Genomic DNA, 24,738 nt, shown 5'->3' with positions numbered 1-24,738 from the left:
GGTTCAACTGAACGACCGAATAGACTCGTTTGCGTACGCACTCAACCGGTGAACGGTAAGCCCATGATTTCCACCATCGACGCACGTCATCAAAGTCATCTTCAAGTGGGCGACACCCGTTACGCCTACGTGGATCTGCACAAGATACTCACCCCGGCCGAGCTCATTGGCTTGCCTTATTCAATCCGTATTCTGCTGGAGAATGTGGCGCGGTGCTCACGGGCGTCGCTGGACAACTTCATCGCATGCATACGCCAAGGGGCGCCGGCCTGCGAAGTGCCTTTTTACCCCAACCGGCTGATGTTCCACGACACGACCTGCCTGCCGGCGCTTGCTGACTTTGCCGGTATGCGCGACATGGTGGCGGAGATGGGTGGCGCACCGGAAACCATGAACCCGATGATTCCTGCGGTGCTGGTCATTGACCATTCGGTGATTGTCGAGCGCTACGCCGAAGCGGACGCGGTGGAGAAGAACCTGGACATCGACTACCGCCGCAACTCCGAACGCTACGAATTCATCAAGTGGGCACAGAAGAGTCTGACCAATTTCAAGGTGGTTCCGCCCGGTACCGGGATCATTCACCAGGTCAACATGGAGTCGCTGGCGACCGTGGTTTGGGAAAGCCAGACCGCCGATGGCCAGCCACTGCTGCATCCTGACGATATCGTAGCAACCGACAGCCACACGCCGATGATCAACGCCATCGGCGTTCTGGGCTGGGGTGTGGGTGGGCTGGAGGGACAGGCTGCCATGCTCGGCGAGCCGGTGCCGATCAGCTTTCCTGAAGTCGTCGGCATTCGTTTGAGCAATGAACTGCGGCCCGGGGTGACGGCCACCGATCTGGCATTGCGCATCACGCAAATATTGCGTGCGAAGGGCGTGGTGGGCAAGTTCGTTGAGTTCTGCGGCCCTGGCCTGTCGAAGCTCAGTTGGGCGGCGCGAGGCACGCTGTCGAACATGGCCCCTGAGTATGGCGCCACCGTAGTATTCTTCCCGTTCGACGACAGCACGATGGAGTACATGCACCTGACCGGTCGCAGCGAAGACACCATTGCGCGTATTGAAACTTACCTCCAAGCGCAAGGCCTGTGGCGCCACGACTCACTGCCCGAACCGCATTTCGATGACTTGATCGAGCTGGATCTCGCGGCCATCGAGCCAAGTGTTGCTGGACCTCATCAACCGCATCAGTGGCGCAAACTGGCTGACGCCGCGCCATCCTTTCGTCAGGAAATTCTGGGTGAGCGGGAGGGCGTGATAGCGCGTTCTTCGGATGCTGAAGCCGAATACTTCGAGCCTTCGTTTGGCCAGGCCCTGACCCATGGCGCCATCTCCCTGGCGGCAATCACCAGTTGCACCAACACTGCAAACCCGAGCCAGATGATCCAGGCGGGATTGCTGGCCCGCAACGCTCAGCGTCGCGGTTTGCGCAGTAAGCCCTGGGTCAAGACATCTCTGTCGCCCGGCTCACGCGTAGTCGCGGACTACCTGGAAAAGGCCGATCTGCTGAGCGACTTCTCGGCCTTGGGGTTCGATCTCGCCGGGTTTGGCTGCATGACCTGCATCGGTAACTCCGGCAGCCTCGAGGAACACATGGAGCGCTTCTCGGACCAGGGCCTCAAAACCGTGGTGGTGCTGTCGGGCAATCGCAACTTCGAGGGGCGGGTCAATCCTCGCGTACAGGTCGGCTACCTGGCTTCGCCGGCGCTGGTCGTGGCTTATGCCTTGGCAGGCACCATCAATATGGATATCCAGACTGAGCCGTTAGGACAGGATGCGGCAGGCAACGATGTGTACTTGCATGAACTGATGCCCAGTGAAGAGCAGATTCAGGCACTGGTCAGCCAGACCGTTCGCCCGGATTTGTTCCGCCAGCGTAACGCGATGCTGTGGGATGGCACTCATCACTGGCAGGCACTGTCAGCGAGTGGCAGCGTGCAGTTTCCTTGGGCGTCGAATTCGACTTACCTGCGCCGCCCCATTTACCTGCAAAACGTCAAAGCCGAAGCTTCACCCGAGTTGTCGATTCATAGTGCAAGAACTTTGATGGTGCTGGGCGACAACGTCACCACTGACCACATCTCACCGGCCAGTGCGATTCCACTCGAAAGCCAGGCTGGACAGTGGCTGATCGAGCGCGGCGAAAACCCGAACGATCTCAATCAATACTCGACCCGCCGCAGCAACCACGAAGTGATGATGCGCGGTGCATTCGTGAATCGAGCAGTGAAGAATCGGCTATTGGAGCAACAGCCGGGGGAGGGTGGTTTTGCAACGGCTTTTGACGGTTCGATCCAGCGCGTTTACGACGCAGCTCTGAGCTACGTTGCCAAGGACGTGCCGCTGGTGATCTTCGCCGGATTCAACTATGGAGCGGGCTCCAGTCGTGACTGGGCAGCCAAGGCGCAAGCCACCTTGGGCGTCAAGGCTGTCGTCGCGCAGAGTTTTGAGCGTATCCATCGTAGCAATCTGATCGGCATGGGCATCTTGCCCATTACGTTTGCGGCAGGCGTCGACGCGACGAACTTGCAGTTAAAAGGGGATGAGACACTGGACTTCAACGGTCTGGAGACAATGCAGGTGGGGGCAAACCCGCTTTGCCTGGTGATCAATCGCGCGGACGGAAGTCAGACCTCGCTGCCGTTGATTCTACAGTTGGATTCGCAACAGGAAATTCTCTACTTGAAGGAGGGCGGTATCCTGCCGTATGTCGTGCGCAAGGTCGTTTCGCAGGTGAGCAACTGATAGGGAGGCGGGAAGTGCATCGCGGGATGCCGCCTTCAAAGTGGCTAAAAACCAAGCGCGCAGACTGTCAGAGGGCCATGAGGGCTGTAAAACCACGGCAGATATTTTCTTGCCGCCGTGCATAGCCATCGGAACAAATTTCCAGGTCGAAACAGCGAAATATTGAGCTGCCTTCGGCCTGAAGCTTTCATCGGCTCACCATCGGTTAACTCTGTATCTGGGCTAGGTACTTTCCACTCGTCGAGACCCATGACGGGAGATTGATAAGATGGCTATATGCCGCTAAAACAAAAGAATTAGGAATAAAAAACTATAGGTGAGGAGATGGTATTGAGATTTGTTGTCGTACCAGCAACACCTAAAGAGACAGAATCTGCAAGGTGTGGTGTGCGCTTTTATTCGCGAACGGAGTCGTCTGGATTCGACATTTATGACAACAAGGAAAAGTCCCGTCTACCCCTTCATTTTCCAACGCGAGCGGAGGCAGAAGCGGCGTGTGAATTGAAGAACTCTGAGCAGCTGTTTAGCTCTATGTATTGAACGCGATCAATCGTAGCGGCGGATCGTTCTGTCTTTTCCACTGGTAGCAACGGGTCAGTTTCATCTAGTTGTGATAGGCAGCAAACGGCCAAAAGCAGGCCTTCGGGGCAGGCGGATCCAAAGCAAGCACTGCCTGCCATTGGATTAGGTTCGCTTGAGTTGGAACGCAATCTTAATCGCGGCCTCAGCTTGACCAGCGAGCAAAGCTATTTTCGCGGGAATTATAACCTCGCCCCAAGACAAATTTGTCGCGACGGACACTATCACATACAGCTCGTCATGGTGTCCGTTCACCTCGGCTTTGATCCAAGCAAGGGTGCTATCCAGAGTGCCAACCGTTACTGGGATAGAGATATACCTGCTTTGGTCTGTCGGTCGCACTCCGCCGCGACGACATTCAAAGTGAACAGCCATCCGTTCGTAGGTTTGAGCGTCAATGCCATGCACGACGACGAAATAGTCTAAGCGATCATCCTGGTTCACTGTAGTAATCATACATTTGCAGTCCATTGCAGAGACCAATTTGCCGTAGAGGTTTAGCAACTGAAGTTTTCTTGGGCCGGTTTTTGCCATTATCCATTATTGATCGACTGCTTTGGGGCGTTTTCTACCCCTAATGACAGGCAGAAATCGGCCAATTGCTGACGGTCGCGAAGGAGCGGTGTCGGCCAATAGCACTCGCCTCTGTCCTCCTGACAACGCGACTGGAAGCAGCGCTACCCTCGCTGCGCTTAGGTTTCCTGCGGATCATCAAATTAAGTAGTTAGGAACTACCATGGTTGCCGGCCATGGCTTCCAAAGAAGCCACCAGTAGGACCGTCGGATTCGAGCAATGCCATCTTGATCGCGATAGCCGCACCCTCTTCAGGGGTGAGCACACCCGAGTTGCCATTAAGGTCGGTCCTTACATGACCTGGCTCGACCGCGTTCACCTTGATGCCCAACGGCGCCAGCTCCTTGGCGAAGGAGACGGTGACCGCGTTGAGCGCGACTTTCGACGAGGTGTAATCAAGCAGGTTGACGGTCGAATAGAGCGAGGTGGGGTCGGTGATCAATGTGAGCGAGCCAACGCCGCTACCCATCATGACAATCCGCGCCTGATCGGCGGCCCTGAGCAACGGCAAAAACACTTGGGTGACGCGCACTGGGCCAAACAGGTTGACCTCATAAACAGCCTTCATGTCCTGCATGCGCACCTGGCTGGGCGCCCGCGTCATGTCGACTGCAATGCCCGCATTGTTGACCAGCACATCAAGCGCTTCAATGTGCGCAGCCAGAGTCGTGGCAGCGTCTTGCACGCTGGCGTCGTCTGCAACATCCAATTCAAGAAAGCCGGCGTCGAGCCCTGTTTTACGCAGCTCAGCAACGGCGTGCTCGCCACGTGCAACGTCGCGTGCGCCGATCCAGACAAAAAAACCGGCCTCGGCAAGACCTTTGGCAATCGCGAGCCCAATGCCTTTGTTGGCACCGGTGATCAGCGCCTGTCGTTTGTTATTCAAATTTGAATTCCTCGGGATAAAAAACGCCTTGGCGAGACAGGCATTTATGCGAAATGAGCGAGAAGCCAAGCCGCCCCCCACCATTCAGGAACGGCGCGGGACGTGCTTTTCCCATCAGGCGCTCTAAGCAACTAGATGGCGCTGCGCGCCTTGCACGTGGTGCTGAAGGTCACCGGCGAAGCGCAACGTCACCTCGCGACGACTGAATCGCCATTCGTCATCGTGCAATTCAAATTCGTCGAGGTACTTGCCGGTGCAGATAGGCTGCAAGGGAAACCCATCAAGCTGTTGATGCACGGTGTAATAGCTGGCCGAACTCGCCTTGTCGCCCGAGGGTGCGACATCAATCAGCACGTTGGTGATCGAGTGCCAGGTGCGTGGCGTGCCGTCTTCATGCATTTGCAGGCCGGCTTCGAAGAACGCCAGCAAGCCCTCCCGAGTGGACGCTTCGGTGCCAAGAACATGAAGCACGGCATGCTGAAGCACGTCTGCCACACCGGTAAAATCGCCACTGTCCAGACGATGAATATAGATAGCGTGGAGGCGGTGGATGGCGCTCTCGGCGGCGAGACGTGCAAGCAGTTGTGGGGTATCACTCATGTTTTTCTCCAGGGATTAAGGGCGAGCCGGGGTGACAGCGATGGGGTCACACCTGAGAGGCGCCGCCGTCGGCGAATAGCTCCACGCCATTGATGTAGCTCGCGGCATCACTGGCCAGAAAGGCCACGGCCTTACCGATTTCGTGGGCCTGGCCTATACGGCCGATGGTGCTTTTTTCACTCAATGCCTTGATGACTTCATCGGCCTGCTCGGCCAGCATCTTGCGCAACGAATCGGTGTCGACGGGGCCCGGACTGACCATATTGATCCGCACCCCACTGCCGCGAATGTCGAGCACCCAGCTTCTTACCAGCGCTCGCAGTGCGGCCTTGGTCGCGCCATAGACGCTCAGGCCTGGGCCCGGATCGATAGAGGCCGTTGAGCCAATAATGACGATGCTGCTGCCTTTTCCCATAAGGGCGAGCGCCCCCTGAACGGTGAAGGTCACGCCTTTCACATTGGTGTTGAACACCCGGTCGAAATACGCTTCGGTGATGCTGCCCAGAGGCTCTACTTCGCCCATACCGGCGTTTGCCACGAGTACGTCAATGCGGCCGTGGCGCGACTTGACCTTGCCGAACAACACCGCCAAATCTGCCGCGATTGAAACATCCGCCACGATTGCGGTGGCACGATCACCCAGGATGGCCACGGCATCATTGAGCTGCGCCTCCCGGCGACCGGTGATGACTACATGAGCCCCCTGCTCCACCAGCTCCTGGGCAATGGCGAGCCCAAGGCCCGACGACCCACCGGTGACCAGAACGACTTTGTCTTGAAATTGCATTGCGATGTCCTCTACAGGCGATTTGGAAGATTGAATTTATGTAGCGAACACTACATAAGCACGATCAGCCACGCAACACATTTAGTAATCGCTACATAAATTGAGCGATCCGCATCGGACAATTGATGTTGAATTTAGTGATCGCTACACTGGACGCTTATCCACGAGGTCACCATGAACGAGAAAACTCGCCAACGTCGCCCGGCCTTCGACAGAGAAGCGGGAGTCGCCATCGCTCAGGCCATGTTCCATGAACACGGTTTCGACGCGGTGAGCCTTACCGACCTGGTCGACGCCATGGATATCAAGCCGCCAAGCTTCTACGCGGCATACGGCAGCAAAGCCGAGTTGTTTGAGCGGGCGATGCAGCTCTACGCCCGCGAAAACGCCCTCCCGCTGGACAAGATCCTCGCGCCGGAGCACCCGCCCGGCGAGGCGCTTTGCGCGCTGTTGGTCGCCGCTGCAAAGCAATATGGAAAAGACACCACATTGCGTGGCTGCATGATTACCGAGGGCCTGCGTGCCGATGACGAAGTGGCCCGCACGATGGCTGAAACCCTGGCTAACGGCGGCCTTAAGGTCATACGGGCGTACCTGGACGACGTGCAGCCGGGTAACGCGCAAACCCTCGCGGATTACATTACGGTTACGTTGCGCGGGCTTTCAGCCTCCGCGTGCAATGGCATGTCGCGCAAACGACTGATCGACGTGGCGCAGATCGCAGGCAGGTTCATCAGCCATGAACTGTCAGGCCCGCAGGATTGAGCGCTATTCGCGTAAGAATGATCAGCGGCCCATCTACCGGTCAGTCACCCACGTACCAGGAATGCTTTGAGCAAAGCCGACGCCAAACACCTGTGCCGGCGTTGCAAAGCCCTGCCTGACTTCACCTCCCAATACCCTGCGCGCTGCCTCTACTGCGGCCAGAGGCGTATAGGAATAACCGTTCACCGTCCCGATCACCGAGCGCGCCACGGTTCCGTCAGCGCCGGTCACTTCAGCGACCGCGTGAGCGGGTTGAGCCAGCCGCTGCTCGGCGCTCGGGCCATCAGGGAGTTGTGCCAGATCACCTGTGGGAAATGCATTACCGGTGACGTGAACGTACATTGCGATATTGGGGATAGCCGTCGAATGCCATGCGGTAATCAGGTCACCAAAAGACAGCGGTGCGCAGAGGACCGGGCCGTTACCAAAGTCGAACAACTGTGGCTGGGCGTCGGGGGTGGCAACCAATCGCCCATCGATCCGCGCCATCAAGCCTGCGCCGATGATTTCGCTGGCGCTGATTGCCGAACCTCTCGACATGGACCCCGCCACCTGAAGTGCAACACGCAGTGATTGAGGGCTACGCACACGCTCCGCTACGTGCATGGCCAGACAGTCGGTTGGCACCACGTCCCAGCCAACACCGGGCAGCAGCATCACCCCCGCTTTGGCAGCCTGCACGCTGAGCCGTTCAGCCAACCGGTAAACGTTGATTTCGGCGGTAATGTCCAGGTAGCTGACGCCGGCCTCAATGCAGGCGTTCATCAAGGGTTGCGCGGTGAGTGCAAACGGTCCCGCGCAGTTCAGGAGTACATTCACTCCTTCCAAGGCCCTAGACAGCGGCTCATCGAGCGAAAGTACCCGGTAGGGCACGTCCAGGCGCTCGGCCAGTATTCGCAGCTTGGCGGCATCGCGACCGGCAATTTCAACGTTCAGACCAGCGGCCTTGGCTTGTTCTGCAACCATGGCGCCGGTGTAACCCGCAGCGCCGTATATCAATAGTTTTTTCATGCGCTGTGCTGCCATTTTTTGTAGACGAATTCGAGGCTATAGCCGTCCGGGTCCAACACATTGGCGGCGTAGTACTCGGGGTCGTAGTGCAAACGGGCGCCAGGCGGACCGTTGTCTGTGCCGCCGGCCTGAATAGCGGCGGCGTAGGCGGCATTTACCTGCGCGCGGCTATTGGCGACAAAGCCGATATGCGCCGCGCGCCCTTGAACAACGCCTTCGCGCAGCCAGAAAAATACGCGCCCGTGAGCCCCAAACCCCTTGAGGTCGGGATGGCCGGGCGGGCCATCCTTGCCGTCGTAGTCAAGACGGCTGGTGATGCCCAGCGGTGGCAGCGCGGCGCTGTAGAACGCGATGGAGCGCTCCAGGTCTGCGACAGAAATAAAGATATGGTCAAGCATGGTGTTTTCCTCGCTTAAAGGGGTGTGTGGAGTGTTCTAAACCATATAACCGCCAGCAACCTCAATGGTCTGGGCATTGATCCAGGCACTCTCCACCGAGAGCAACGTGGCGATAACAAGACCCACATCTTCTGGCTCGCCTACCCGGCCCAACGCGGTTTGCCCGGCGAGCAACGCTTCGAACTCATCGTTCAGGCCGCCACCTAACTCGGTACGAATGGCCCCTGGCGAGACGGCGTTGGCGCGAATACGGCGCTCGCCAAACTCCTTGGCCATGTAACGGGTCAGCACTTCCAGCCCGCCTTTCAACGCGGCGTACGGCGCAACGCCCGCCGTGGCCACGCGGGTCGTGGCGCTGGTGAGGTTGACGATGCTGGCACCATCGGCCAGCAACGGCAGCAGCGTCTGGGTCAGAAAAAACGGGCCCTTGAGGTGGACGTTGAACAACCCATCGAATTGCGCTTCGCTGACCGTCGCGATTGGATTGAACAGCCCGTAGCCGGCGTTGTTGACGACACCGTCGAGGTGCGCCACATCCCATACCTGCTGCAAGACATGCTGAACTGTTTCAGCAAAAGCGCCAAAGGTGCTCACGTCGGCCACATCCAGTTTCAGCGCAACGGCTTTGCCACCACCTGCCTGAATCTGCTCGACCACTGCCTGCGCCGCTTTCGGGTTGTTGTTATAGGTCAGGACTACGCCCATACCTCGTTCGGCGCAGAGGGTGGCTGTACTAGCGCCGATGCCACGGCTGCCCCCGGTGATCAGAATGACGCTCATGGTGTGCTCCGGTGTGGATTAGTTGAGATGCCACAGTAGCTATCACCGTGCGCAGCCACGCAGCCATTCCTACTTGAAACCTGCCTGTTTCTGCTTTTTGCTTGCGCGGCGTACCCGCTTTGGCGTCAGATGCTCAGCATGAATAATCAACTGAACGAACTCCGGGCGCTGGCCGCCCATGCCGAGAACCGGCGTACCGAAACCGGCATTCCACGTGTCGCCATGGTGCAAGGCGAGGTACCGGAACATCTGTTGGCCGCTGTGTACGACCCGATGATCAACCTGATTTTGCAGGGCAGTAAGTCGATGACTGTTGGCAACCGCACCTTGCGCTACGACCCGGCGACCTACTTTGTAATGTCCATCGAGTTGCCGGCCGTGGGCAAGGTGCACCCCGCCGCCACGGGCGAGCCGTACTTAGCCGTGAGCCTGACGTTGGACCCGACGATTCTCGCCACGCTGTTGGCGGATCTGCCCAAACCTGCCGAGCGGGCAGCACAGGAAAACGGCTTTTCCGTAGCCGCTGTCACGCCCGAACTGATGGACGCGTGGGTGCGTATGTTACGACTGATGGAGCGTCCGCAAGACATCACCGCTCTGGCGCCGGCGTATGAGCGGGAAATTCTCTACCGCGTCTTGCAGGGGCCTCAAGGCTGGATGCTGCGTGAAATCGCAGCCCCGGACACCGCCATGGCCCGAGTAAGCCTGGCCATCCAGTGGATTCGTCGCGACTTCGCCGAGCCCATTCGTGTCGACGACTTGGCTGAGAAAGCAGCGATGAGTGTCTCGGCCTTCCACCGCCATTTCAAAGCAGTGACCAACTTGAGCCCATTGCAGTATCAGAAGCGCGTTCGGCTGCTCCAGGCCCGCACGCTGTTGGTGGCCAGCGCCAAGAGCGTCACCACGGCGGCCTTTGAAGTGGGCTATGAAAGCCCCACCCAGTTCAGCCGCGACTACGCCCGTGTTTTTGGCTTGCCGCCGGCGCGAGATGCCGCGCGAATTTTGGCGGACACAAGGGCTTAAGCCGTTTAGCTGTTCTGACCACCATCTACATTCAAGGTGGCGCCTGTGATATATCCAGCGTCAGGCCCCACCAAGAACGCCACGGCGCCCGCCACTTCTTCTGGCTGGCCGTAGCGACCCAATGCCGTCATCTGTTTAACCATGGCAGCCACATCACTTGTTTCTGGGTTCATCTGGGTGTTGATCGGGCCCGGCTGCACGGTATTGACAGTGATATGACGCCCGCCTAAATCGCGCGCCCAACCACGGCTATAAGCAGCGACTGCCGCCTTGCTCGCAGCGTAGTCAGCGATACCTGGGAAAGGCGCACGGCTGGCAAACATGGTGCCGATGGAAACAATTCGTCCACCGTCAGCCAACAGCGGCACCGCCGCACGAACAGCCGCGACAACGCCACCCACATTGATGGCCTGCTGGCGCTCCAGCTCGGCAATATCGGCCTGCGGATCGCCGATTACGCCGGTGACAAACACCCCAGCGCTGTTCACCAGAATGTCCAGGCGACCGAAGTGCGCGTGTACCTGGTTGACCATCGCAGCGACGGCATTAGCGTCCGCCTGATCGGCAACCAGGGCCAACGCCTGCACACCCAGTGATTCGATGTGGTGCGCCATCGTACGGGCATGCTCCGCTGATGTGGCGTAGCTGAACGCCACATCAGCACCTTCGGCGGCCAAACGTTTGGCTATAGCGGCACCAATGCCACGTGAGCCACCGGTAACCAATGCAACTTTACCTGCCAAGGACTTGCTCATGATTTTCTTCCTGTGTAGTGAGGGGCCAGTCGCGAATGACAAACCGTGCCGTCACACTAACCACCACCCAAGCGGGGATAAACTGGTCTAATCGGTATGCTCTATCACTGCTTTGGTGATAAACGTACTTCTCCAGATTCCTCAAACGGTGCCCGCGTGGACTACTTTCTTGCCGTACAAGCGTTCAACCGCATTGTCGAAACCGGCAGCTTCGTCAAAGCAGCCACGCAAATGGACCTGCACCCCAATGCCGTGACCAAGCTGGTACAAGCGCTGGAAGCACACCTGCGGGTAAAGCTGCTTAACCGCACCACGCGGCGGGTCACGCTGACCAATGAAGGCGGCGTCTATTACGAACAGATGAGTAGGGTGCTTGATCGCTGGCTGGAGGTGGAGGCGGAAATTGCGCTCACCCAGTCGGCCCCGAAAGGCAAGGTCAGAATTGATATGGGCACCACCATTGCCACCCTACTGGTGATACCGGCGCTGCCTGACTTTCACGCCCGCTATCCGCAGGTGCAAATTGATATTGGTGCGAGTGATCGCACAGCAGACCTGGCCAGCGAAAACATTGACTGCGTGATTCGCGGCGGCGTCCTCCAAGACTCCTCGCTGATTGCGCGACGGCTGGGAAGCCTGCCGTTTGTTACCTGCGCAACGCCGGCTTACTTGGCTAAGCACGGTGTGCCCAGCCACCCAGGTAAACTGGAAGATGGCCATGCGCTCGTACGTTACTTTTTCCCGGGCTCCGGAAGGCAGAACAACCTTGAGTTCATCAAGGGCGATGAACACTTCGCCGTGCAAGGCCATTACGTGGTGGCCGTCAACGACAGCAACGCCTACCTCGCCGCAGGCCTTGCAGGATTAGGGGTGATCCATACGTTACGGTTTATGGCGCAGCCGTATATCGACGCCGGCACCTTTGTGCCGGTGTTGCAAGATTGGCAGGCCGAGCCCAACCCGCTGTCGGTGGTGTACATGCCCAACCGACACTTGAGCGTTCGCGTGCGCGCATTTGTCGATTGGCTGGTGGACCATTTCGCTGCCCACCCACACGTGTTGCCCTAAGGGGCTACCTGGGGAAGCTCGCGACAATCCACAATGTGGCGCCCAACGTACCCGCCACTCCCACCCCCATAGCCATTTGAACGCCGAAGTGATCAACCACTACACCGCCGATCAGTGCGCCGAGCCCCATCGCCAACTGCCCGGCAGCAACGAATAGCGCTGCTACAACCTCAAGTTGATCGGGCGCGGCGTTGAATATCCAACTCTGGATGGCGATAGGCAGCATGCCAAAACCAACACCCCAGGCGACGACCGCTGCTGCCGCCCACCCTGAGCTCGCGCCACAGATACCCAGCGCCAACATGGCACCACCCAAGAATATCGATGTGGCCAGCACCGATCTGCGTACATCGCGCTCGACAAACCAACCGCAAAAAAGGTTGCCGAAAACTCCCGCCACGCCATAGGCGAGTAGCAACGCACTCAGGCGGCCCGACTCGATACCGCTAATTTGCGTTAGAAACGGTGCGATATAGGTGTAGGCGGCGAACTGCCCGATAAAAATGAGCACAACCGCCACGAGCCCTGCCCGAACGGTGTTCATCCTCATCACCACCGGTACTTGAGCGACGCCCAGGGATCTTTCAGGTGGAATACGCGGCAGCAGCACCACTAACGCCACCACCACCAGCACAACCAGCGCCGCGAAGGCTGCAAACGCTAATCGCCATCCCAGTAGCCCGCCAAGGAATGTCCCTGCTGGTACGCCGACTACGGTGCCCACTGTCACGCCGGAAAAGATGACGGACGTTGCCCGGCCAATGGCGTCGGGCCTTAGTCTGGGGCCCAGTGAAACCCCAATGGTCCAGAAACCGCCCACCGCGACGCCGAGAAGCATCCGAGCCACGAGAAGAACGCCAAGGCTATTGGCGCAGGCGACCAGTGCATTGGAAATGACCAACAGACTGAGCAACACCAATAATGCGTGCTGACGTTGAATACGCTTGCCCACGCTGATGGTTAACAGCGCCGCACCGGCGGCCACGATGCCGGGTACCGTGACCATAAGGCCGGCCTGCCCCTCACTGACCGCAAGGTTCTGGGCAATTTGCGGCAACAGCCCCATGGGTAAAAATTCTGCGGTCACCAGCGTGAACGCGCCTACGCCGATGGCAACAACTGCGCTCCAAGAGGCCGGTGGGGACTGGGTGCTTGGAGTAGTTGATAACGCCAAAGGAGATGCGGCTTTTAAACTATCCGTCATTGTCGAAACCTGAAGGCATACAGGCGCACGTTGCCGAACGCCCGTGAGTTGTTCGGCAGACGTTAGTAGCCCACGCCGCGCACACCACCGGATGCCCGGATGGATTCACCTGTCACCCAGTGGGCATCTTCGGACGCTAAGAACACGGCAAGCGGCGCAATGTCCTCAGGCTCGCCAAAGCGACGCAACGGCGTACCGGCGATAAGTTGCTCGCCAAAATCACCGGCGAAATTGCCGTCTGTGGCAGGTGTGTTGGTATGGCCTGGGAGGATGGAGTTAACCCTAATACCCCGCGGCCCCAACTCTCTAGCCAACGCGAAGGTCAACGTATCGACTGCGCCTTTGGTAGCCGAGTAAACGCTCGAAGCAAGGTAGGGGTCGGTGCTGAGGATTGAGCTGATATTGATGATGCTGCCGGATGTGCCCAGCAGTTTCACAGCCTCGCGCGCCGCCAGTAGATATCCCAGCACATTGAGGTTGAACTGCTTATGGAAGGCCTCTTCGGTGAGGTCTTCAATCATTTGAAACACGGCAACACCCGCGTTGTTCACCAGAATATCCAGCTTTCCGAAGTCAGCTGCGACGGTTGCAAACAGGCGAGTCACGTCAGCGCCGTTGCCCATGTCCGCTTGTATGGCAACGGCATTCGCGCCTTGTGCTTGAATATGTGCGACCACCGAATCCGCGTCGTCTTTGCTGGATGAATAATTGACAATGACGGTTGCACCGGCTGCACCCATTGCTTTGGCAATCCCAGCACCGATGCCTTTGGAAGCACCCGTTACTACCGCGATTTTTCCTTCAAGTTTCATAGGAGACCTTTCTAAAGTGGCAAGTGACGCAGCGTCCGTTATTGACCTCCGATCAGTTCCGAAGGCCTAACGCTGCTTGCCATCAGTATTGGGTCCGCGCCGCGTAAAGCCGTTGCCGGTTCTTCTCGCACTCTTGCCTATTCTTCTCATCTGCATTGCTTTATACATCGGTCTACGCCATCGTCGCTCACATGAACGACACCATGAATGAATTGCGCAGTATCGTGATGCGCGCTCAAAGCCAGTGGACGGAAACCGGGTTGCCACGTGTGGCGATGGTGAATGCGGAGGCTTGTGCCAGCCAGGTTTACCAGCCGATGCTGCACCTCGTACTGCAAGGCTCGAAAGCCTTGTCCATTGGCGACCAGGTGCTGAGTTACGGAGCGGCCACGTATTTTGTGGTGCCCATTGATGTACCGGCTACCGGGGAGATTTACCCAGGCGGGCCGGACGAGCCCTATCTCGCCATCAGCTTGACCCTGGAACCCAGCATCATCGCGTCGTTGCTGGCGGACAGACCAAAAACGGAAAGTCAGCCTCCCCCCAGTTGCTTCGCGCCTGTTGCGGCGCCAACTGAAATGCTTGATGCCTGGTTGCGCATGCTGCGCCTGATTGACCATCCCGATGAGGCGCCGGTGCTTGCCCCGATGATCGAGCGCGAGATTTTGTTTCGCGCGCTTCAAGGGCCCTTTGGGGAGATGTTGCGCGAGATTGCTCGCCCGGATGGCCGAGTTTCACAGGTCCGCCGAGCTACCCAATGGATACGCGAGCACTACACCGAGCCCTTTCGTGTAGAACCTTTAGCGGCCATGGCCGACATGAGCGTCGCGGCGTTCTATCGGCACTTCAAAGCCATTACCGCAATGACACCGATCCAATACCAAAAGCGCCTGCGTCTACTCAGAGCGCGATGGCTCCTGCTATTCGAAACACACAACGCGGCCGCCATCGCATTCACTGTTGGCTACGAAAGCGCCTCGCAATTTAGCCGTGAGTACGCACGCTTGTTCGGGTTGCCGCCTGCCAGAGACGCCGCAAGGTTTAAAACGCCGGCGGATGCCAGCGACCCAAACAAGATGAATGTGACGGCATTAGGGGGTTAACGGAGCATTCGAAGGTTGTCAGTCCGAGTCGCCAGATGAAAAGCGCGGCCAAGGTCTGGCCGAGCGGATAGTCCGCTATTGGCCGATTTCTGCCTATCACCAAGGACAGTAATCGACCCTTTGCAGCCGTTCGAGATGTCTACGAAACCAGAGGCGATTCATTTAGCCAATCTGTTGCATCGACCGATTGAATACACACTCGTTTTCTGCATTTCATGAAGCGCAGAAATCGATTGCTGCCTGGCGCATGGACTGAAAATAACTCGCAGCCGGCCGTCACTCTCCATCGGCGCACCTTACGGATCTACCCCGAATTCGAAGAACGAGCGTAATAGCGCGGAAATTCAGTTAGATAGTGCCCGGTCAGGCTGCATGACCCAGGTTGAGGGTCAAATAGTGTCAAATATGCAAGCGGGCATTCGCCTTGCTAGTCACCTCTGTAGCGAGATGAATGGAGATCATGATTAACAAGGCGAGTATCAACGCATTATTCAATTCAACAACTTGTGTTGCTTCTTGGAGGCATCACCACTTGACTGAGAACACCCGACGCAAGTCTTCGATTGCCTCTTCACCTAGCGGTGCAGGCTTCGGATTGCTCATCATCCAGAGCTTTGCCGTTTCCTCAAGCTCCTCCAACGCAAAGCTGGCTTTTGATACTGAGGTTTCCCAAACCACTGGACCTAGCCGTTCCAGCATGACGCCGCGCACATCGTTGGCCAATTGCGCAACTTGTGCCGCTACGTCAGGAGAACCGGGGCGCTGATAGGCGATCAATGGGATGTGGCCGACTTTCATGATTTGGTAAGGCGTCAGTGGAGGGAGGATGTCGTCGTTTTTCCAGACGCCAGCGAGCGTCAGAGCCACGAGCGACGTCGAATGCGTGTGCACGACACCATTCACTTCCGGGTTGCGGTCGTATACCTGACGATGCAGCTCCAAAGTTTTCGAAGGCTTGTTGCCGGATACCCAGGTGCCGTCTTTGCTGACTTTCGCGATTTCTTCCGGCTTCAATCTTCCCAGGCAGGCGTCGGTGGGGGTGATCAACCAGCCATCTTCCAAGCGTGCACTGATATTGCCTGCGCTACCCACGGTATAACCGCGTTCGTACAGGCTTTTGCCGACGGTGCAGATTTCTTCGCGCAATTGTTCTTCGGTGCTCAACTTGTACTCTCCTCGAGAAGTGATGTGAGGCCAGTGCCGATGCCTGAAAGTGAGAGGCTGGCCTCGGCGGATTCGGGCCTTAATTTCAGAATTGGCGATTTGTGAGCGAAGGATCCACTCAGGTGCTGTTTCATGAGATGCGCGGCTTCAAGGTTGTTGCCTTGTTCCACCAGTTCGATCATCCGGATGTGTTCGGCGCACTGTTTGAAAAGGCGCTTGCGGTCGATCATCGAGCGATATTCGATCAACCGCCGCATGTTGTTCATCTGGACCAGGATCATGTGATAAAGCGGGTTGCCGGAGAGCTTGATTAGCTCTTCGTGGAAGCGAATACCATTTTTGAGCAGCACATCAGCCGGCAGGTTATCAATGCCGCCGTTGAGCATGTCCTGCTGCTCTTTTTTCAAGCGCTGGAGCTTGCTCAGGTCGTGATGGTAAGTCGGCTCCAGCAGCGCTGCCGGTTCGATCAACGAGCGCACCTTGTAGATCTGTTCGAGAGTTTCCGGTGTCTTCGCCACGTCCAGGAACCGCCAGCCATAACCCGGTTTCGGCTCGGCCCAACCGACTTTTGCCGCCCGGTTGAGAATGTCTATGACCTGGGCCTTTGTCAGGTTGTAGCGAGTGCGCAGAAACTGCTCTGTCACTTCGTTGGGGATTGCATTGTTCAGCCAGTCTTCCGAGAGTCGGTAGTATTCGTCCGGCTCTTCAAGCGGAAGTACCTCATCGTGGATTTGCGACGGATCGTGCACGAGCTCCAGCACAAAGAACCCACGATTTGGCAGTTGTTCGAGAATGTTTTGCTCGGAGAGCAGCACCAGCGCTTCGCGTGCAGGGGAGCGGGAGACGTTGAACTCGTCGGCGACTTTTTGTGCGCTCAGATGAGCACCCAGGGGTAGCTTACCTGTCTGGATGTTCTGCCGGATTTCAGCGGCGATGCGTAGTACGAGGGCACTTGAGGCCATATTTTTTGATCACTTACGAATAGAGTGGCGACGATCACTTTCCGCATTAGTGGCGAGTGAGAGCGAATGAAGCATGGCTTGATTCGAACAGGTTTCGTCGCCGTTGACTACTTTTTAACGTGGCATTATGCAAAAAATTGCACTGATTAAATCTTGAAGTGTCCCACCATGCTGTTGAGTTCGACAGCCAAATGGCCGAGGGATATCGAAGCGTCAGTGGTTTGTTGTGAGCCCGTAGCCGACTGAACGGACAGATCGCGGATATTGAGCAAGTTGCGGTCAACGGAACGTGCAACGTGCGCTTGTTCTTCCGTGGCTGTCGTTATCATTAGATTGCGTTGATTGATGTCGTCGTTGGCGGCGACAATTTCTGCCAGCGCGCTTTGAGTGGATTGGGCCAAAGACAACGTGAGACGGGTGTTCTCACTGCTGCTGAGCATGGTTGAAACGGCAGTATCCGTTCCGCTTTGGATGCCACTTATCATCTCTTCGATTTCCCGCGTCGACTGTGCAGTGCGGTGGGCGAGGGCGCGCACCTCATCTGCAACGACGGCAAAACCTCTACCCGCATCGCCTGCTCGAGCCGCTTCAATGGCGGCGTTGAGTGCCAACAGGTTGGTTTGTTCGGCAATCGTGCGAATGACGTCCAGTACCTTGCCAATACGCTGCGACTGTTCGGCCAGGCTTTCAATCTGCTCCGAACTGAGTTGCACATCTCGGGTGAGCGTCTCTATGGCGTCCAATGTTTCGACCATGCGTTGTTGCCCTTTCAGGGCAATGTCCCGTGACGCCACGGACAGCTCGGACGTGGATAGCGCATTACGGGCGACTTCTTCAATGGCTGCGGTCATTTCGGTCACCGCGGTGGCTGCCTGCTCAATCTCGGCGTGTTGCTGTTGAATATCCTGACTGGAGGCTTCCGTGACCGTGTTTAGTTGGGCAGTGGCGCTGGTCAATTGGCGGGATGAGCCTGAAATCTGTCCCAAGGTCTTTATCAGATTGCTTTGCATGGTCGCCAAGGACTCGAGCAGACGAGTAGCTTCATCGTTGCCCGTTGGTTGAATGGGCTGGCTCAGATCACCTTCGGCAATTGTTTTCGCGGCTTTAACGGCCACATTCAAGGGAGCAGTGATGCTGCGAGTCAGTAGCCATGCCACCAGAACTGTCCCGATACCAACCAGGATGATGACCAATCCCACGCCTTGGACGGCGCGTTGATAGGCATCAATCGACTCGTTACCTGCCATCTCTGCGCCTTGGTTTGAACGGTCGATGAGGTCTTCGAAGTTTTGCGTCATCTGATCGTAGGAATCCCTGATCGTCATCAGAAATTCCCTGGCGCCCGTCTTGTCACCCTTGCGAGAAAGCGTGAGCAATTCGAGGTGATTTTTTGCGTACACGTCAAGGCTGGCATTGAACGCGCTCAACCGTCCCTGATCGTCCTCGTTCGTGAGCAACTGGGCATAGATCTGCATTTGCTCGCGAACCTGACGCAACCGCCCGGCGGTTTTGTCCTCGTAAGACTGCATGTCTTTCTCGCTGACCGAAAGAATGTGCTGCATCGATCCCATCCGATAGCGGTTCAGTGCGGCATTCGCCGCCCCCAGAGCACGTACCCGTTGAAGCCAATTGTCTTTTATCTGGGTCGATTGGACCTGCACTTCATCGATCTGACGTAAGGCGAAAACCCCTAGCGCAATGCTCAGCGCGGCAATGATGACGAACCCGAGAACCATTCGACTGGCGATGGAGAGGCGTCTTGGCAGCATGATCAATATCCCTTCGGCAGAGTAGTGCGATCCGGGTCGTGGCCGGATGCGTGTATTTGTGCTGACTAAAATAGCATTGCATTTTGGTGTGTCAATGTGCCAAGATTTTTTAGGCGTTTTTTCGATGACGCTTAGCGGGTGCTGGGCGTTTAGCATGAAAAGACTGAGGTAAAAAGCTATTTGTCGGTCCCTTGCAGTTTTAGCAGTCAATTGGATTGCTTCGCGCTGATTGATTATTTGCACGCAAATAATCACAAGCGCCTCCAGATTTCCTTTGCGTTCAATAATAAAACCCTGTTTGAGGAAGCATCTGTCATGCAGCGCAGAACCAAGATCGTGGCCACGTTGGGGCCAGCAACAGAATCATTCGAAGCCCTCGAGGGATTGGTGAAAGCGGGCGTTGATGTCGTGCGCCTGAACTTTTCCCATGGGAAGGCTGAAGATCACATTGCTCGTGCCCGGCTGGTGCGTGAGCTGGCTGCCAAACATGGTCGTTTCGTGGCAGTACTGGCCGATCTGCAAGGTCCTAAAATTCGCATCGCACGGTTTGCGCAAGGAAAAGTCGTTCTCGAGAAGGGGCAGCAATTCGTTCTCGACGCTGCGCTGGACAAAAATGCCGGGGACAATCAGCGGGTCGGAATCGACTACGAGGCCTTGATCACAGACAGCCGCCCAGACGACATTCTGTTACTCGATGACGGACGAATCGAGTTGAAGGTTCTGAACGTCGAAGCGACGCAATTGATCTGCGAAGTCCTGATAAGCGGACCGCTGTCCAACAACAAGGGGATCAATCGCAAAGGCGGTGGACTGTCGGCATCGGCGCTGACCGAAAAAGATTTCGCCGATATCAAAACGGCTGCACACATGCAGGTGGATTACCTGGCTGTCTCGTTTCCACGCGACGCCTCGGATATGCACCTGGCTCGTCGCCTGATGCAGGAGGCAGGAGGGCAGGCCGGCCTGATTGCCAAGATTGAACGCGCAGAAACCGTCAATGACCTGCGAATTCTCGATGAGATCATCGAAGCATCTGAAGGCGTGATGGTGGCCCGGGGTGACCTGGGGGTGGAAATTGGTGACGCGGAACTGGTCGCCGTTCAAAAGCTGATTATCGAACGTGCCCGCACGCTTAATCGTGTGGTGATCACCGCCACTCAGATGATGGAGTCGATGATCACGCAGTCAATGCCGACTCGTGCAGAAGTGTTCGACGTTGCCAACGCAGTGCTTGATGGCACCGACGCGGTGATGCTCTCCGCCGAAACCGCGGCGGGTGCTTATCCCATCGAAACGGTCGAGGCCACGCACCGGATCATCATCGGCGCAGAAAAGCATCCTCAATCCCATCGTTCCAAACATCGCGTCGACCAGGTGTTCCACAAGATCGACGAGTCCATTGCTATGTCCGCCATGTACGCGGCCAACCACCTGCACGGTGTCAAAGCCATCATCTGCATGACGGAAAGCGGCGATACACCTCGCTTGATGTCGCGCATTCGCTCGCACCTTCCGATCTTTGCGTTTTCTCGCAATCTGGCCACCCAAAATCGGGTCACGTTGTTTCGTGGTGTCACGACCATTCCGTTCGACAGCGATGATTTCGCCCCTGAATTGGTCAACGAGAAAGCTGTGAATGAGTTGACCCGCCGTGGTGTGGTGAAGGCAGGCGATCACGTTCTGATTACCAAAGGCGACTACGCCAACGCCCAAGGCGGGACCAATTCACTTCGTGTTGTGCGCGTAGGCGAAGCGATCCGCTGATTGAGGATGCTCTGATGAGTGAGACGAATTCTACTGATCACAAAGTCGTTGAAGAACACGACTTTGCATCATGGCCACGGGATTTCGATTTTCGGGCGCAGTATGCCGAGCAGCAGGAATTGCTCGGTACGCAAGGCCAAGAGGCAACGGCAGTGAATCATACGAAGGGGACAAATCATGTTTAACAAGAACAGCCGTATCCAGCACATCCTTGCCCGTGAAATTCTGGACTCGCGAGGCAACCCCACCGTCGAAGCGGTTGTGACCCTCGCGTGTGGCGTCAGTGCAACGGCCAGCGTTCCCTCAGGTGCGTCCACGGGCTCCCGTGAAGCGCTCGAGCTAAGAGACAATGCATCGCGTTACATGGGCAAAGGCGTGATGCGCGCGGTCGAGAATGTGAACAACCCGATTCGTGAATGCCTGATCGGACTGGATGCCCTGAATCAGCGTGAAATCGACAATGCGATGATTGCCCTGGATGGTACCGAGAGTAAAAGCATTCTGGGGGCCAATGCGATCCTCGCGGTATCCCTGGCCAGCGCCAAGGCTGCGGCTGCGGTTAAGGCGGTTCCGCTGTACGAACACTTGGCTGCGCTGTATGGCTCACCTGGCAAATTCAGCATGCCCGTTCCGATGATGAACATCATCAACGGTGGCGAGCACGCCGATAACAACATCGATATTCAAGAATTCATGATCCAGCCAGTCGGAGCCTCGTCGTTCCGCGAAGGCCTGCGCATGGGCGCCGAGGTGTTCCACTCCTTGAAGAAGGTTTTGACGGAGCGCGGCCTGAGCACTGCAGTGGGGGATGAGGGTGGGTTTGCTCCTTCACTGGCTTCCAATGAAGAAGCATTGGTTGTTATCAAGGAGGCTGTAAGTCGAGCGGGTTACGAGCTGGGCAAGGACATTACGCTGGCGCTGGATTGTGCTGCCTCAGAATTTTACGAGGACGGCAACTATGTACTCGCCGGCGAAGACCAGTCCTTCAATTCGGCAGGTTTTGCCGATTACCTGGCGATGCTATGCGACAAGTACCCGATCATTTCCATCGAAGATGGGATGCATGAAAGCGATTGGGATGGCTGGGCGGGGCTGACTCAGAAGCTCGGCCACGTGCAACTGGTGGGTGACGACTTGTTTGTGACCAACACCAAAATTCTGCGTGAGGGCATTCAGAAAGGGATTGGTAATTCGATTCTGATCAAGTTCAACCAGATCGGCACTCTCAGTGAAACGCTGGACGCCATTCGTATGGCGCAAGACGCAGGCTACACCGCGGTCATTTCTCACCGTTCGGGAGAAACCGAGGACACCACCATTGCCGACCTTGCCGTCGCAACCTGTGCCGGACAGATCAAGACCGGCTCTCTGAGTCGTTCGGATCGGGTGGGCAAATACAACCGTTTGCTGCGTATTGAAGAGGCCTTGCAAGGGCGTGCGCCCTATGACGCTGCCGCACTTTTGAACAGGAAAGCCTGAATCATGCAGAGCTCTTCTCACAAAAAGAAACTGGTTATCGGCAATTGGAAAATGAACGGCAGCAGCGCGGCCAATGCTTCGTTGCTGCGTAGCCTGCTTCCGGTGGTTTCACGCTTTGAAAGTGTCGAGACGGCAATTTGCCCACCGTTTCCCTACCTGGCGACCGTAGCTGATCTGCTGGACGATTCTGATGTTTCGCTGGGAGCCCAGAATCTGAGCGCTCATCTGTCAGGTGCACATACCGGAGAAGTCAGTGCTTCCATGCTCCGGGATATCGGCTGCCGCTACGTACTTGTCGGGCATTCGGAGCGCCGTGCGCTTTATGCAGAAGACGATGAACGTGTGGCAAAGAAATTCGCTACCGCGCTTCGCGCCGGACTTATCCCGGTGTTGTGTGTGGGTGAAACACTTGCTCAGCGACAGGGCGGTGAAACTGAGGCAATCGTCACCCAACAATTGAGTGCAGTTCTGAAGGCAGTGGGCATTCAGGACCTGGTCAAGGGGGTGATTGCCTATGAGCCCGTATGGGCCATTGGTACAGGCGAAACCGCGACGCCAGAGCAGGCGCAAGCTGTTCATCGGCACATCCGCAAGTGGCTGGCTGAGCATGATCGCGCAGCCGCCGTCGATTGCCGGATTCTGTACGGCGGGAGCGTGAAGGCCGATAACGCCAAGCAATTGTTTGATCAAGTGGACATCGATGGTGGCCTGATCGGCGGAGCTTCGCTGGATGCGATGTCCTTTGCTGCCATCTGCTGGGCGGCGCAAACGGCGCCGGCTGCCGAATTCGTTGTGATCTGAATTCTATTTGAACGTGCAAAGCACAGCGTGCCCGGTTCTTTCTCTCCCGGCACTGAACAGTGCGCACAGAGGTATGAAAAATGACGTTGAACAACCGACTTGAAACTCTCTTCCCCAGCGCAGACGAAATCCCTGCTGCGTTTCGTCCAGGACCTTCCATTGAACAGCGCGAGTATCTGGTCAATGGCGAGCTGCGGTTGTGGGACGGCGCGCTCGCTCCCGTCCGCAGTCCTGTATGCCTGAAAAAAGAATCGGGTCACGAGTCCGTGATTTTGGGCAGTACCCCACTTCTGGACGCGCAAACGGCCATGACCGCACTGGAAGCAGCGGTACAAGCCTATGACCGTGGCCAGGGCATCTGGCCAACCCTGCGCGTGGTCGAGCGTATTCGACACGTGGAGTCCTTCCTCAGCCGCATGCGTGAACAACGCGAAGCGGTCGTGAAGTTGTTGATGTGGGAAATCGGCAAGAATCTCAAAGACTCGGAGAAAGAGTTCGACCGCACCTGTGATTACATCGTCGACACCATCAACGCCCTCAAGGAACTGGATCGTCGTTCCAGCCGTTTCGAGCTTGAACAAGACACCCTGGGACAGATTCGTCGCGTTCCTTTGGGCGTGACGCTGTGCATGGGACCGTACAACTACCCGTTGAACGAGACGTTCACGACCCTGATTCCAGCGTTGATCATGGGCAACACCGTTGTATTCAAACCCGCAAAATTCGGGGTGTTGCTGATTCGACCTTTGCTCGAGGCATTCCGTGACAGCTTCCCGGCCGGAGTTATCAACATCATTTACGGCAGCGGCCGGGAAACCGTCAGCGCTTTAATGGCCAGCGGCAAGATCGATGTTTTTGCGTTCATCGGAACCAACAAGGCTGCCAGCGACCTGAAAAAGCTGCACCCAAAGCCACACCGTCTGCGTGCCGCGCTGGGTCTGGACGCGAAAAATCCTGGCATCATCCTGCCCGATGTCGATTTGGATAACGCCGTTTCCGAGGCTGTTACCGGCTCGTTGTCGTTTAACGGGCAACGCTGTACTGCGCTGAAAATCCTGTTCGTTCATGAGAACGTCGTTGACGCTTTCCTCGACAAGTTTCAGGCGAAGCTGGCCCAGCTGAAACCGGGTATGCCGTGGGAGACGGGGGTCGCTTTAACGCCGCTACCAGAACCGGGCAAGACTGATTTTCTGACCGGACTTGTGGCCGATGCTGTCAGCAAAGGTGCCAAAGTCGTCAACGCCGGCGGGGGAGAAGTCTGTGAGACGTTTTTCTACCCCGCGGTGCTGTACCCGGTGACTTCTGACATGCGTGTGTACCACGAAGAACAGTTCGGTCCGGTTGTACCTGTGGTGGTTTACCGTGATCTGGAAACAGTCATCGAATACGTCCTCGATTCCGATTTCGGCCAGCAGCTCAGTATCTTCGGCAAGGATTCCGCGCAAGTGGGTCGTTTGGTCGATGCCTTCGCCAATCAGGTGGGGCGTATCAACATCAACGCGCAATGCCAGCGCGGCCCAGACAGCTTTCCATTCAACGGCCGCAAAAACTCTGCCGAAGGGACGCTTTCCGTTCATGACGCCTTGCGCGTGTTCTCCATCCGCACGCTCGTCGCCACCAAGTTCCAGGAAAGTAACAAGGAACTGGTCAGCGACATCATTCGCAATCGCGAGTCGAGCTTCTTGACCACTGATTACATCTTCTAG

Annotated in this window: 22 protein-coding genes and 1 pseudogene; 10 read left to right on the top strand and 13 right to left on the bottom strand. The window is 56.9% G+C overall.

The genetic code is table 11. The features are described from left to right. Positions 1 to 63: 63 nt before the first annotated feature. Positions 64 to 2,748 carry an aconitate hydratase AcnA gene (gene acnA, locus ACM6IM_RS17290; protein WP_414865807.1) on the top strand — a complete coding sequence of 895 codons (2,685 nt, stop codon included), beginning with the start codon at positions 64 to 66 and terminating at the stop codon, positions 2,746 to 2,748. A 1,310-nt stretch (positions 2,749 to 4,058) separates the two neighbouring features. On the opposite strand, the gene ACM6IM_RS17285 is transcribed toward acnA, so the two are convergent. The 3 genes from ACM6IM_RS17285 to ACM6IM_RS17275 all read right to left on the bottom strand — a co-directional run bounded on the left by ACM6IM_RS17285 (position 4,059) and on the right by ACM6IM_RS17275 (position 6,174). Continuing rightward, positions 4,059 to 4,787: an SDR family oxidoreductase gene (locus tag ACM6IM_RS17285; protein ID WP_414865806.1), complete on the bottom strand. Its 729-nt coding sequence runs from the start codon at positions 4,785 to 4,787 to the stop codon at positions 4,059 to 4,061. A gap of 123 nt (positions 4,788 to 4,910) precedes the next feature. Next, positions 4,911 to 5,387 carry a nuclear transport factor 2 family protein gene (locus ACM6IM_RS17280; protein WP_414865805.1) on the bottom strand — a complete coding sequence of 159 codons (477 nt, stop codon included), beginning with the start codon at positions 5,385 to 5,387 and terminating at the stop codon, positions 4,911 to 4,913. Positions 5,388 to 5,433: 46 nt separating this feature from the next. After that, entirely contained in the window at positions 5,434 to 6,174 is a 741-nt protein-coding gene (locus ACM6IM_RS17275; protein ID WP_414865804.1) for an SDR family NAD(P)-dependent oxidoreductase, read from the bottom strand. A gap of 174 nt (positions 6,175 to 6,348) precedes the next feature. Between ACM6IM_RS17275 and ACM6IM_RS17270 the strand changes: the two genes are divergently transcribed. Next, positions 6,349 to 6,939, top strand: a complete 591-nt coding sequence (locus ACM6IM_RS17270; protein WP_414865803.1) for a TetR/AcrR family transcriptional regulator — start codon at positions 6,349 to 6,351, stop codon at positions 6,937 to 6,939. Positions 6,940 to 6,972: 33 nt separating this feature from the next. On the opposite strand, the gene ACM6IM_RS17265 is transcribed toward ACM6IM_RS17270, so the two are convergent. Genes ACM6IM_RS17265 through ACM6IM_RS17255 form a run of 3 tightly spaced genes read right to left on the bottom strand, consistent with a single transcriptional unit; the run spans position 6,973 to position 9,128 of the window. Continuing rightward, a complete protein-coding gene (locus ACM6IM_RS17265) occupies positions 6,973 to 7,950 on the bottom strand; it encodes a saccharopine dehydrogenase family protein (RefSeq protein ID WP_414865802.1) in 978 nt (325 codons plus the stop codon). After that, positions 7,947 to 8,348: a VOC family protein gene (locus ACM6IM_RS17260; protein ID WP_414865801.1), complete on the bottom strand. Its 402-nt coding sequence runs from the start codon at positions 8,346 to 8,348 to the stop codon at positions 7,947 to 7,949. The genes ACM6IM_RS17265 and ACM6IM_RS17260 overlap by 4 nt, the downstream gene beginning before the upstream one ends. Before the next feature lie 36 nt (positions 8,349 to 8,384). Then, the gene (locus ACM6IM_RS17255; protein ID WP_414865800.1) at positions 8,385 to 9,128 is read right to left on the bottom strand and encodes an SDR family NAD(P)-dependent oxidoreductase; all 744 of its coding nucleotides are present in this window, start codon (positions 9,126 to 9,128) and stop codon (positions 8,385 to 8,387) included. A 138-nt stretch (positions 9,129 to 9,266) separates the two neighbouring features. On the opposite strand from ACM6IM_RS17255, the gene ACM6IM_RS17250 reads away from it, so the two are divergent. After that, on the top strand, positions 9,267 to 10,151 hold the full coding sequence (locus tag ACM6IM_RS17250) for an AraC family transcriptional regulator N-terminal domain-containing protein (RefSeq protein ID WP_414865799.1): 885 nt from the start codon (positions 9,267 to 9,269) through the stop codon (positions 10,149 to 10,151). Between the two features lie 5 nt (positions 10,152 to 10,156). Here the strand turns inward: ACM6IM_RS17250 and ACM6IM_RS17245 are convergent, their stop codons facing one another. Then, complete coding sequence (locus ACM6IM_RS17245) at positions 10,157 to 10,906, bottom strand: SDR family NAD(P)-dependent oxidoreductase (RefSeq protein ID WP_414865798.1); 750 nt, start codon at positions 10,904 to 10,906, stop codon at positions 10,157 to 10,159. A 156-nt stretch (positions 10,907 to 11,062) separates the two neighbouring features. On the opposite strand from ACM6IM_RS17245, the gene ACM6IM_RS17240 reads away from it, so the two are divergent. Next, positions 11,063 to 11,974, top strand: a complete 912-nt coding sequence (locus tag ACM6IM_RS17240; RefSeq protein ID WP_414865797.1) for a LysR substrate-binding domain-containing protein — start codon at positions 11,063 to 11,065, stop codon at positions 11,972 to 11,974. A gap of 4 nt (positions 11,975 to 11,978) precedes the next feature. Here the strand turns inward: ACM6IM_RS17240 and ACM6IM_RS17235 are convergent, their stop codons facing one another. Together ACM6IM_RS17235 and ACM6IM_RS17230 are read right to left on the bottom strand one after the other, a co-directional pair. Then, entirely contained in the window at positions 11,979 to 13,178 is a 1,200-nt protein-coding gene (locus tag ACM6IM_RS17235) for an MFS transporter (RefSeq protein WP_414865796.1), read from the bottom strand. Positions 13,179 to 13,240: 62 nt separating this feature from the next. After that, positions 13,241 to 13,990: an SDR family NAD(P)-dependent oxidoreductase gene (locus ACM6IM_RS17230; protein ID WP_414865795.1), complete on the bottom strand. Its 750-nt coding sequence runs from the start codon at positions 13,988 to 13,990 to the stop codon at positions 13,241 to 13,243. A gap of 191 nt (positions 13,991 to 14,181) precedes the next feature. Between ACM6IM_RS17230 and ACM6IM_RS17225 the strand changes: the two genes are divergently transcribed. Further along, positions 14,182 to 15,093 carry an AraC family transcriptional regulator N-terminal domain-containing protein gene (locus tag ACM6IM_RS17225; RefSeq protein ID WP_414865794.1) on the top strand — a complete coding sequence of 304 codons (912 nt, stop codon included), beginning with the start codon at positions 14,182 to 14,184 and terminating at the stop codon, positions 15,091 to 15,093. Positions 15,094 to 15,618: 525 nt separating this feature from the next. Here the strand turns inward: ACM6IM_RS17225 and ACM6IM_RS17220 are convergent. The 4 genes and pseudogenes from ACM6IM_RS17220 to ACM6IM_RS17205 form a co-directional block, all read right to left on the bottom strand. Continuing rightward, a complete protein-coding gene (locus tag ACM6IM_RS17220) occupies positions 15,619 to 16,257 on the bottom strand; it encodes an aldolase (RefSeq protein ID WP_007946566.1) in 639 nt (212 codons plus the stop codon). Further along, complete coding sequence (locus ACM6IM_RS17215) at positions 16,254 to 17,219, bottom strand: GntR family transcriptional regulator (RefSeq protein WP_414865793.1); 966 nt, start codon at positions 17,217 to 17,219, stop codon at positions 16,254 to 16,256. Before ACM6IM_RS17215 ends, ACM6IM_RS17220 begins: the two co-directional genes overlap by 4 nt. Positions 17,220 to 17,365: 146 nt before the next feature. Next, on the bottom strand, positions 17,366 to 18,466 hold the full coding sequence (locus ACM6IM_RS17210) for a methyl-accepting chemotaxis protein (RefSeq protein ID WP_414865919.1): 1,101 nt from the start codon (positions 18,464 to 18,466) through the stop codon (positions 17,366 to 17,368). After that, positions 18,455 to 18,988: pseudogene (locus ACM6IM_RS17205) on the bottom strand (MCP four helix bundle domain-containing protein); the annotation flags it as partial. The gene ACM6IM_RS17210 and the pseudogene ACM6IM_RS17205, both read right to left, overlap by 12 nt. Positions 18,989 to 19,303: 315 nt before the next feature. On the opposite strand from ACM6IM_RS17205, the gene pyk reads away from it, so the two are divergent. From pyk to ACM6IM_RS17180, 5 genes are all read left to right on the top strand, one after another. Then, on the top strand, positions 19,304 to 20,752 hold the full coding sequence (pyk, locus tag ACM6IM_RS17200; protein ID WP_414865792.1) for a pyruvate kinase: 1,449 nt from the start codon (positions 19,304 to 19,306) through the stop codon (positions 20,750 to 20,752). Between the two features lie 14 nt (positions 20,753 to 20,766). Then, positions 20,767 to 20,937 (top strand): hypothetical protein, encoded by a 171-nt coding sequence (locus tag ACM6IM_RS17195; protein ID WP_371049589.1) that lies wholly within the window; start codon positions 20,767 to 20,769, stop codon positions 20,935 to 20,937. Then, the gene (eno, locus tag ACM6IM_RS17190; protein ID WP_371049588.1) at positions 20,930 to 22,231 is read left to right on the top strand and encodes a phosphopyruvate hydratase; all 1,302 of its coding nucleotides are present in this window, start codon (positions 20,930 to 20,932) and stop codon (positions 22,229 to 22,231) included. Before ACM6IM_RS17195 ends, eno begins: the two co-directional genes overlap by 8 nt. 3 nt (positions 22,232 to 22,234) lie before the next feature. Beyond that, positions 22,235 to 23,032, top strand: coding sequence for a triose-phosphate isomerase (gene tpiA, locus ACM6IM_RS17185; protein WP_414865791.1), 798 nt, complete (start codon positions 22,235 to 22,237; stop codon positions 23,030 to 23,032). Between the two features lie 80 nt (positions 23,033 to 23,112). Further along, a complete protein-coding gene (locus tag ACM6IM_RS17180; protein WP_371049586.1) occupies positions 23,113 to 24,738 on the top strand; it encodes an NADP-dependent glyceraldehyde-3-phosphate dehydrogenase in 1,626 nt (541 codons plus the stop codon).

Origin of the sequence: Pseudomonas sp. IT-P12, from assembly GCF_949767465.1 — a bacterium.
Classification (GTDB): Bacteria; Pseudomonadota; Gammaproteobacteria; order Pseudomonadales; family Pseudomonadaceae; genus Aquipseudomonas.
The sequence above is the reverse complement of the archived record's forward strand: the minus strand, read 5'-3'. Positions and strand labels throughout refer to the sequence as shown.

Bases quoted from the DNA above. Each gene is read 5' to 3' on its own strand.
- acnA (WP_414865807.1), top strand. From the start codon at position 64: ATGATTTCCACCATCGACGCACGTCATCAAAGTCATCTTCAAGTGGGC.
- ACM6IM_RS17280 (WP_414865805.1), bottom strand. From the start codon at position 5,387: ATGAGTGATACCCCACAACTGCTTGCACGTCTCGCCGCCGAGAGCGCC.
- ACM6IM_RS17275 (WP_414865804.1), bottom strand. From the start codon at position 6,174: ATGCAATTTCAAGACAAAGTCGTTCTGGTCACCGGTGGGTCGTCGGGC.
- ACM6IM_RS17270 (WP_414865803.1), top strand. From the start codon at position 6,349: ATGAACGAGAAAACTCGCCAACGTCGCCCGGCCTTCGACAGAGAAGCG.
- ACM6IM_RS17265 (WP_414865802.1), bottom strand. From the start codon at position 7,950: ATGAAAAAACTATTGATATACGGCGCTGCGGGTTACACCGGCGCCATG.
- ACM6IM_RS17260 (WP_414865801.1), bottom strand. From the start codon at position 8,348: ATGCTTGACCATATCTTTATTTCTGTCGCAGACCTGGAGCGCTCCATC.
- ACM6IM_RS17255 (WP_414865800.1), bottom strand. From the start codon at position 9,128: ATGAGCGTCATTCTGATCACCGGGGGCAGCCGTGGCATCGGCGCTAGT.
- ACM6IM_RS17250 (WP_414865799.1), top strand. From the start codon at position 9,267: ATGAATAATCAACTGAACGAACTCCGGGCGCTGGCCGCCCATGCCGAG.
- ACM6IM_RS17245 (WP_414865798.1), bottom strand. From the start codon at position 10,906: ATGAGCAAGTCCTTGGCAGGTAAAGTTGCATTGGTTACCGGTGGCTCA.
- ACM6IM_RS17235 (WP_414865796.1), bottom strand. From the start codon at position 13,178: ATGACGGATAGTTTAAAAGCCGCATCTCCTTTGGCGTTATCAACTACT.
- ACM6IM_RS17230 (WP_414865795.1), bottom strand. From the start codon at position 13,990: ATGAAACTTGAAGGAAAAATCGCGGTAGTAACGGGTGCTTCCAAAGGC.
- ACM6IM_RS17225 (WP_414865794.1), top strand. From the start codon at position 14,182: ATGAACGACACCATGAATGAATTGCGCAGTATCGTGATGCGCGCTCAA.
- ACM6IM_RS17215 (WP_414865793.1), bottom strand. From the start codon at position 17,219: ATGGCCTCAAGTGCCCTCGTACTACGCATCGCCGCTGAAATCCGGCAG.
- ACM6IM_RS17210 (WP_414865919.1), bottom strand. From the start codon at position 18,466: ATGGCAGGTAACGAGTCGATTGATGCCTATCAACGCGCCGTCCAAGGC.
- pyk (WP_414865792.1), top strand. From the start codon at position 19,304: ATGCAGCGCAGAACCAAGATCGTGGCCACGTTGGGGCCAGCAACAGAA.
- ACM6IM_RS17195 (WP_371049589.1), top strand. From the start codon at position 20,767: ATGAGTGAGACGAATTCTACTGATCACAAAGTCGTTGAAGAACACGAC.
- eno (WP_371049588.1), top strand. From the start codon at position 20,930: ATGTTTAACAAGAACAGCCGTATCCAGCACATCCTTGCCCGTGAAATT.
- tpiA (WP_414865791.1), top strand. From the start codon at position 22,235: ATGCAGAGCTCTTCTCACAAAAAGAAACTGGTTATCGGCAATTGGAAA.
- ACM6IM_RS17180 (WP_371049586.1), top strand. From the start codon at position 23,113: ATGACGTTGAACAACCGACTTGAAACTCTCTTCCCCAGCGCAGACGAA.